8 protein-coding genes and 1 pseudogene are annotated in these 7731 nt (G+C 59.8%); 4 read left to right on the top strand and 5 right to left on the bottom strand.

Annotation, left to right across the window (positions count from 1 at the left end; translation table 11 throughout):
- A pseudogene (locus F6X51_RS27445) lies at positions 1-242 on the bottom strand (helix-turn-helix domain-containing protein); the annotation flags it as partial.
- Positions 243-317: 75 nt separating this feature from the next.
- Here F6X51_RS27445 and F6X51_RS28820 point away from each other — a divergent pair.
- From F6X51_RS28820 to F6X51_RS27435, 3 genes are all read left to right on the top strand, one after another.
- A complete protein-coding gene (locus F6X51_RS28820; protein ID WP_246697033.1) occupies positions 318-566 on the top strand; it encodes a transposase in 249 nt (82 codons plus the stop codon).
- A 20-nt stretch (positions 567-586) separates the two neighbouring features.
- Positions 587-1459 carry a transposase gene (locus F6X51_RS27440; protein WP_246697032.1) on the top strand — a complete coding sequence of 291 codons (873 nt, stop codon included), beginning with the start codon at positions 587-589 and terminating at the stop codon, positions 1457-1459.
- An 87-nt stretch (positions 1460-1546) separates the two neighbouring features.
- On the top strand, positions 1547-2035 hold the full coding sequence (locus tag F6X51_RS27435; protein ID WP_150967245.1) for a phasin: 489 nt from the start codon (positions 1547-1549) through the stop codon (positions 2033-2035).
- Between the two features lie 146 nt (positions 2036-2181).
- Here the strand turns inward: F6X51_RS27435 and F6X51_RS27430 are convergent, their stop codons facing one another.
- From F6X51_RS27430 to F6X51_RS27415, 4 genes are all read right to left on the bottom strand, one after another.
- A complete protein-coding gene (locus tag F6X51_RS27430; protein ID WP_150967243.1) occupies positions 2182-2640 on the bottom strand; it encodes a MucR family transcriptional regulator in 459 nt (152 codons plus the stop codon).
- 128 nt (positions 2641-2768) lie between these two features.
- Positions 2769-3617, bottom strand: coding sequence for a metal-dependent phosphohydrolase (locus F6X51_RS27425; protein WP_150967241.1), 849 nt, complete (start codon positions 3615-3617; stop codon positions 2769-2771).
- A 54-nt stretch (positions 3618-3671) separates the two neighbouring features.
- Positions 3672-4214 (bottom strand): MucR family transcriptional regulator, encoded by a 543-nt coding sequence (locus tag F6X51_RS27420; RefSeq protein ID WP_150967239.1) that lies wholly within the window; start codon positions 4212-4214, stop codon positions 3672-3674.
- 1314 nt (positions 4215-5528) lie between these two features.
- A complete protein-coding gene (locus F6X51_RS27415; protein ID WP_246697031.1) occupies positions 5529-6233 on the bottom strand; it encodes a histidine phosphatase family protein in 705 nt (234 codons plus the stop codon).
- 35 nt (positions 6234-6268) lie between these two features.
- On the opposite strand from F6X51_RS27415, the gene F6X51_RS27410 reads away from it, so the two are divergent.
- The gene (locus tag F6X51_RS27410) at positions 6269-6907 is read left to right on the top strand and encodes a L,D-transpeptidase (protein ID WP_150967237.1); all 639 of its coding nucleotides are present in this window, start codon (positions 6269-6271) and stop codon (positions 6905-6907) included.
- The last annotated feature ends 824 nt before the right edge of the window (positions 6908-7731 follow it).

The following is a 7731-nucleotide window of genomic DNA, read 5'->3' as shown; positions in this document are numbered from 1 at the left end:
GCGTGATGACGCGGACGAGCCGAGAGCTTCCGGTAGCCCATGCTCCGCAGAACCCGGCTCAGCGTCTGTTCGGAGACCGAGACGTCGTGGTCCTGAAACAGGATCTGAGCCAGATCGACCAACCGCCAGCGCACCATCCCATGCGCCGCCGGCATCGGGCCTTGCTCGACCAGGGCCTTCAGCGCGGCACGGAGATCCGCGTTCAACCGCGGGCGGGCACCGGGAGCCTTGCCGCCGATCAACCGGACACCTCCAAAAACCTCGCGGTTTGAGGCGGCTCGTGGTGTGATGGCATCGGCAGTAGACGAGGTGCCTCGATGCGCGGTCAGCCTGGGTTCTTCGACATCGACGAGCGCTTGAAGGATCTCTCGGCCAAGGGCGACGCGCTGGAGCGGCTGAGCCGCATCGTCGACTTCGAGCTGTTCCGGCCCGATCTCGCCCGTGCCGTGCCCCGCTCGGACGGCGCGAAGGGCGGCCGCCCGCCGTTCGACCTCGTGTTCATGTTCAAGGTGCTGATCTTGCAGGCCAGCCACTCCCTCTCGGACGAGCGTGACCCAAGTTCCTGATCAAGGACCGGCTCTCCTTCATGCGCTTCCTCGGGCTCGGGCTGTCCGACCCGGTGCCGGATGCCAACACGATCTGGACCTTTCGCGAGGCGCTCACCCGGGCCGAGCTCGCGGGCAAGCCGGCCATCGAGGTGCTGTTCTCAGCCTACGAGGCGGCCCTGCGGCAGGCCGGCTTCCTGGCGATGGGCGGGCAGATCGTCGATGCGACCGTGGTGGCCGCGCCCAAGCAGCGCAACACCGAGGCCGAGAAGGCGGATCTGAAGGCCGGCCGTGTGCCCGACGCCTGGAGGGCCCAGCCAGCGAGGCTCGCCCAGAAGGATCGGGATGCGCGCTGGACGATCAAATGGTCGAAGGCCAAGCCAGCCGAGGACGGCGCGAAGCGGGTCGACATCGCGGTGCCGGCCTTCGGCTACAAGAACCACGTCGGCATCGATCGCCGCCATGGTCTGATCCGGACCTGGCTCGCCACCGACGCGGCCCGCCACGACGGGACGCAGCTGCCCGGTCTGGTGTCGAAGGCCAACACCGCCGGCGACGTCTGGGCCGATACCGCCTATCGCTCGAAGGCGAACGAGGCGCACCTCGCGGCCAATGGCTTCCGCTCCCGCATCCATCGCCAGGAAGCCGCCGGGCAAGCCGATGGCGAGGAACGTCGCCCGCACCAACGGCGGGAAGTCGAAGGTTCGCGCCGCCGTCGAGCACGTCTTCGCCCGGCAGAAGGGACCGATGGGGCTCGTCGTGCGCACCATCGGCCTGGCGCGGGCGAAGGTGAAGATCGGGCTGGCCAACCTCGCGTACAATATGAACCGGGCGGTCTGGCTCACCGGCTCCCGGACGAGGACGGCCTGAGCATCGCAATCGAGGCTTTCCGGCCCGGCTCGGGCCGGCGATGAAGTCCACCTCGGATCCACAAACTGTTCAGACGCCCACCGCACCCTTCCAGAAGCCGCCGTCAAACCGGTATTTGGAGGTGTCCACCTGTGAACAATATCCCGAATTTTGAGATCCCCGGCGCAATGCGTGATCTTGCGGAGAAGAGCCTCGATCAGGCGCGTCAGGCATTCGATAATTTCATCACAGCGGCGCGTCGCACAGCTTCAACCGCACGGGACTCCGCCGAGGCGGCTCAGAAGAATGCACACGAGATGTCTGCCCGCACCTTCGAGGCTGCTGAGCAGAACGTGAATGCGGCTCTGGAGCTTGGTCAGAAGCTTGCGCGCGCCAAGAGCGTACAGGAGGCGATGCAACTTCAGGCAGAGTACGTGCGTAGCCAGTTTGCAGCCATGCAGGCCCAAGCCAAGGAGTTCGGCGGCATGGCGCAAAGTTCGATGCAGCAGGGAGCGGAGCAAAGCAGGAGCGCGATGCAGGAAGGCATCGATCAGACCCGCAAAGCGGTCGCTCAGGATGCAGAAGCAATGCGCGACACTGGCGACAACGTTTACGAGCTTGGCCGCAGCGGTGCCCCCTAAAGCGTGGATCTGCATCCCTCCGCCATCCATGAAGCTTGTTGTCGACCAGGATGGCATCGTCTTAATTTGAAGACAGCGATGGGGCGGAATTGGTCTCTCTGAGCACCACGCACATTCCTGCGGATGCCCAGAGAGGTCAGCTTCGCTCACGCGGCTTCCCGATGCCCCCTGGAATGCTCAGACCTGTCCTGAGCGTTAGTCCGACCGAGGCCGATGGACTTGGCGAGTTCGGAGCGCTGGGCAGCGTAGCTGGCCGCCACCATCGGGTAGTCAGCGGAGAGACCGTAGCGTTGACGGTAGCTTTGCGGATCGAGGCCGTGTCCGGTCAGATGGCGCTTGAGCATCTTGTAGGGCTTCCCGTCGATGAAGCTGATCAGCGTGTCCGGCGTGATCGACTTGCGGATCTGCGCGGGCGTCGGTCTCTCAACCGCTACCGCAGTGGATGTCGAGGCAGCATGGGCAAGGCCGTTCAGCGCTGCGTGAACGTTGCTGATGAGAGCCGGAAGCTCTGCCACAGAAATCACGTTGTTGGAGACGTAAGCCGAGATAATATCGGCCGCGAGTTCAATGAACTCGGAGGAAATGCTCTGAGTTGATTCTGACATTTTGGTTCCCGATCTTCTTATCCTATCGCGTGCTTAATTCACGATTTGAATTGCAAAATCAAGAGCGAAGGGAAATGATTTTAAAAATGGATGAACTGCTACTATAAAATGACGCCTGAGGCCGACATTCAACCTGGATGAGGCCCCATGCGACGGCGGTCGTGCTCGATGGCGAAGATATGCGCGTAAAGATTGGCGACCCAACGGCGGCCCTCGACAGTGAGATCAAGGAAGCGAATCGCCTCGCCGATCACCGGCTCAACCTTCGCCCAGAAGAAGGACGGATACCGTTCAGCGAGGTCGGCCGATGTCTGGTAGCCAAGCTGCTCGTTGAGCCCAGCCTCAGCGAACTCGTGGAAGAGAGCGTTGAGCTTGCGTGGGTACAGCGGGTCTCCAAGCTGCCCGATCAGGTCTGCCGCCCGCATCAGACCCGCTTCTGTCGCCGTCTCTCTATGATCGCAGTCATCAGGCACCGGGAAACGGGTGAGTTCGATAGCCCGGACCACACGCGTGGCATCAACGATGTCGTGCGTGCCGAAGCGCTCGTGCACTGCAATCTTTGAGCGTTCCACGTGGTAAGGCGTCAGAGCCGCGTCAGAAGCTCCTCGTGGTAGTCCCGTCAAGGTCCCGGTTGCATCGATTACGAACTGCCCATTCCGGTCACCTCGACAGATGCCCCGCACATAGCCGATGTCATGATAGAGAGCGGCCAGGATCGCATGCAGCCAGTCCTCGGGGGTGATCCCATGAGAAATGAACCGGCCGCGCAGGATGTCTTGAGTAACCAGCGTCACCAGCGCAGTGTGATAGGCATCGTGGTAGAGCGCATCACTACCGACGATCCGCTCAATGGTGAGGCGGGCCGCTTCCTCGATGATCTCGCCAAAGCGCGGTTCGCGGCTGCCGAAAGTGCGCCGGTAGTTGAGCGAGAGGTGTTCGCCGAGAGCGTTGGCGAGCAGCTTGGTTGGATCGAGCATGATCTCGGCTCCGTCAGCGCTGTACTCTCTCAGGTGGTCAGCCGCCCAGCGAACCTACTCGTGCACGCCATCATCCTCAAAGGGTTCGCGCGTGATCGCGTCAGCACCCTCCTCAGATGTGCGGGCATCGGCAGACCGCTCCTCGGGCGACTCCACCTGAGCGGCCCGGTGCAGATCCGTTTCTGAATTGCCGCGCCGCGATTTGCCCAACCCGATTGAGCGAGCAAGTTCCGCGCGGTGGGCGGAGTAGCTCGACGTCACCATCGGGTAATCTGACGGCAGCCCCCATTTAGCCCGGTACATTTCTGGGGTTAGCCCGCGACCGATCAGATGGCGACGCAGGGCTTTGTAGCGCTTCCCATCTTCAAAGCTGATCAGGTAATCCGGCGCGATGGAGCGCCTGATCGCCGCGGCCGTAAGCTTTGGTAAGGGCTTTGGCTCGCTCACTCCCATACTCGCCAGCTTAAGGAGCGTGCCATGCACACTCCTGATAAGATCGAGCAATTCAGCAGGCTGAGCGTGATTGTGACTGAAGTAGGCTGAAGCAATCTTAGCCGTAAGAGACTCAAGCGCGTTCTGCTCAGCATCTTCCGCCATTGGATCCTACCAGCTAGCGAGTGTACAACCCCGTACATAGCGGAGAGGTCAACACTGGCAAGCCTACCAGCAGACGCGCGGGAGCCTCCTCTTCCAACGCTCGCCTCGGCTCAACCCTGAGCACGCCGGAACTTGCTCACGTCGATGTAGGCGAGGCAGCAATGTGGCCACTGGGACGGGCACCGTGACCTCTCCGACCGTGGTGGGTTCAGCAACGAGCGGGACCGTTGATCGTGCGTCATCGGCAGCCTGCGGCTTCGCAGAAGCGATCACAGCCTCCCCCATGACGGGCGGCGTCCGAGGCTTCCGCTTCGTTTCGGGCCGGCGCGTGACCAGCCACGCATCAGCGGGCGCTTCCCGAGGCTCGGGCTCGCTCGGCACATACATCGGCACAAGGGCAGGCAGAACCCGTGGAGTGGGTCGAGCATCTGGCTGAACTTCCCGAGCGACAACCCCTTTACGCTCAGGCTCACGTGCAGCCAAAGTCGGGGCCTCGACCCCAAGCGCCAGCCCCTGCCAGAGATCCTTGCTCGACCGATTGCGGCCGAAAGCGTCGGCGAGAGATGAGGTAGAGAAACGTGTACGTTTGACTTCGACCACGACGGGCCGGACAGCGCTTCTGCGCTTCATGTTCGGAAGATCCTGTACAGGTGTAATGCTTAGCGATCTGACTCTGCGCAGCGTCGCGCGGGGAGGAGTAAGCGACGATCTCGCGCATGTCGAGTATCATCAGTATCGAAATTAAGATTTCGTTGATGCTGGCTTTCGAGGTACCGTACGAAGCAGTCCACAACTCGGGATTCCTCGGGGCTGCTTTCGCAGCCGAGCATGACCAAATTGTCATCTACTGAAATCTGCGATGGCGCGTGTTGTATGTCGTCGACACGACGTCAGGCATTCTGAAGAAAAATTTTTCCAGGTCGAAGCCGAATTCAGAGGCGGGTTGGAAAGAGCAGTTTGAAGCCGGACGCCTCATCCGAGTCTGCGAAGCGGAAGACGCGGCCTGTCATCTGGAGTATACTGTCGCGTGCCGGCTGCACCGTCCAATCGCTGGAGCAGTTCGCTGCGATCCACTGACGGCGAGCTTGTAGCTCCTGGCAGAATCGTTTCTGGCCAAGATGCTCCTCGTAGAGGCCGGCACACGTGACCATGTGCCTGAGCTTGGCGAGCCGAGCTTGATTGAAGAAGCCTTGAGGGTGCGTGGCGCGTAGCTTGGAGTGATCGAGGGGCGGAAGCATGCTTTATTTAGCACGTGATAAAAAACGCGACCGAGCGTCATGATGCGGCAATCTGATGCCACATGCGAAGGAGTGTCTATTCCTCACGCTTCGCAAAGGGCTTGTCGGTGTCGCCACTTAGCAAGCGCGGCGATAGCTGGCGGAACGACCAGGGCGCATTGGGTAAAGCTCGGTCGAAACGCAGAACCACGTCGAAGCGATCACCGTCCCACTTCTTCGGTACTCCTGGAAGAGGCTGATCACCCTGGAGCGCAGGTATGATCTCGCTAACAATGGCCTTGTGCTCCCAAAAAACCAGAACGACACCTGTTAGCTTTGTAATTTCTTTCACTAACTCAGGCTCTTGGCTGACACCCCATTTTGTCACAGCCTTGAGGTGCAGGCGTTCAGCAACCGGAATCGCCGTCTCATACGGACGATGGCTAAAATCCGCGTCCTTCGCCACCGACTCAGGCGCGGCGGCGTAGATGACGCTAGGGCGTGGGTAATCGGCGTTGGCGAATCCTGACCCAAATAGCCCCGCCCAGGCACCGGCCCTCTGCCATCCACGAACAACGAGGGACTTTTCGTCCTCGACGCCTTCCGTCGTGACTCCTGGACCTGGAAAGTTCCGCCCTGGCTTCTCTGCATGGCGGGCAAGCATGATCGTGAGCACGGACATGTGAGCCTCTGAATCGTTACGAGCCCCGATATAGGTCGCCGCAATTCGCTGACGATACGGTGCAAGTTCGACGCAGTTTCTACACGGCAGGAACCTTGAGGCTTCAAAGGCGTAGCTCATGGCTAGGCTTCGCTTTTTAGTCGCGAGTGCTTTCTATGCGTGTTCATCCAGACGTCGCCTTGCTAAGCCTGCTTATCTCGACCGCCCTTTCATCTTTTGCGTCCGCAGACGTTCGCGTAAGGATCGATCAGACGAGTCAACGAATGTCGGTCGCAGTAGATGGACAGCCGCTGTACGATTGGCGCGTTTCTACAGGGCTCCCAGGCCACAGCACCCCAAATGGTACGTTCAGGGTTTTACGGATGGAAAGGGTCTACTTCTCGCGCAAGTACGACAACGCCCCCATGCCCCACGCGATTTTCTTCACGGCGGCGGGACACGCGATCCACGGTACAAACCATATTGGGCGACTAGGCCATCCCGCGTCACATGGCTGCGTGCGTTTGTCCCCATCCAATGCCGCAGCACTGTTCAGCATCGTGAAGGCGGAAGGGTCAGCAAACACCCGGATTTGGATAGGCGGGAGTGAGCCACTGATCGCCAGCGGTAAGGCTCGTGGGTTTCAGGCCACAAGCCGTAGGCAACGCTATGAGGATGACGGGACCACGTCTGTCGGATGGTCGATGGGAGTTGAGCCGCCTCGTCGCTACTATGATCCAGCCCCCTCCTATCGATCATACCGCCAGCCGTACGAACCTTACGGTTATGGTTCGGTAGAGGGCGATTTCGAATAGGATTGGCTGTGTCAGCCACTTCCAACGCTTAACCCGAGGCAAACTCGACGCGGTCTGAAGACTCTGCCGGAGGCGCGGTGCATGGTGGCTCGACAGAAGCTTGGCACCTGAACATTATCCCTTTAGCAATTCGAGGGGCTGAAGACGCAGTTCTCTACAATTGATACTTCGACTTAAGCACAACACAGTGGTAGGGATTGCTCATACATCAGGTCGCCAGAAGGGGAGCGCCAGAAATGCCCCGGTACCACTTTAGCATTCGCATCGACGGAGAGTTTCTCAATGAGGTTCAGACTATCGAACTTGAGAACGATGCCGACGCATGGACGACAAGCAAGCTCATGGTGAAGCTTTTCGTCTCGCGATTCCAAGCTGACTCTAGGCTGAACTCAGTAGCCCTCATCGACACTGATTCATGGGATGTCGTTGTCTGTGAGTTGCCGTTTGCGGAAGTGTTAGGCCAGAGCCCGATGCAAGATCATCCAATGCATTGAAGGCAAGTTCAGGCTCGGGAACTTAGCCGGCGTAAGTAGTCAATAAGCAGAATAGACGCAAGCTTCCGCCTAGCAAGCTAAGATTACTTAAAAATAACAAGCCGGTAAGTAGCTCTAATTGCCTTTTATGCCTCGGAAATTTCCAAGAAGCGTACGCAGAACTCAGCGCGAGAATGAATACGGCTGGAGTGATGAATGTAAGTGTGGTCATGAGATCCCTCTTTCGAGGGGGTCTAGCCGAACTCACTAATTCTGTCAGTAGTGTCAAAAAGCTTTGGAACGGGACCCCGGATCGGCGTGCAATTGGGACCCCTTCGCAAGCTGGGTACG

Origin of the sequence: Methylobacterium planeticum (assembly GCF_008806345.1) — a bacterium.
GTDB classification, from domain to species: domain Bacteria; phylum Pseudomonadota; class Alphaproteobacteria; order Rhizobiales; family Beijerinckiaceae; genus Methylobacterium; species Methylobacterium planeticum.
The sequence above is the reverse complement of the archived record's forward strand: the minus strand, read 5'-3'. Positions and strand labels throughout refer to the sequence as shown.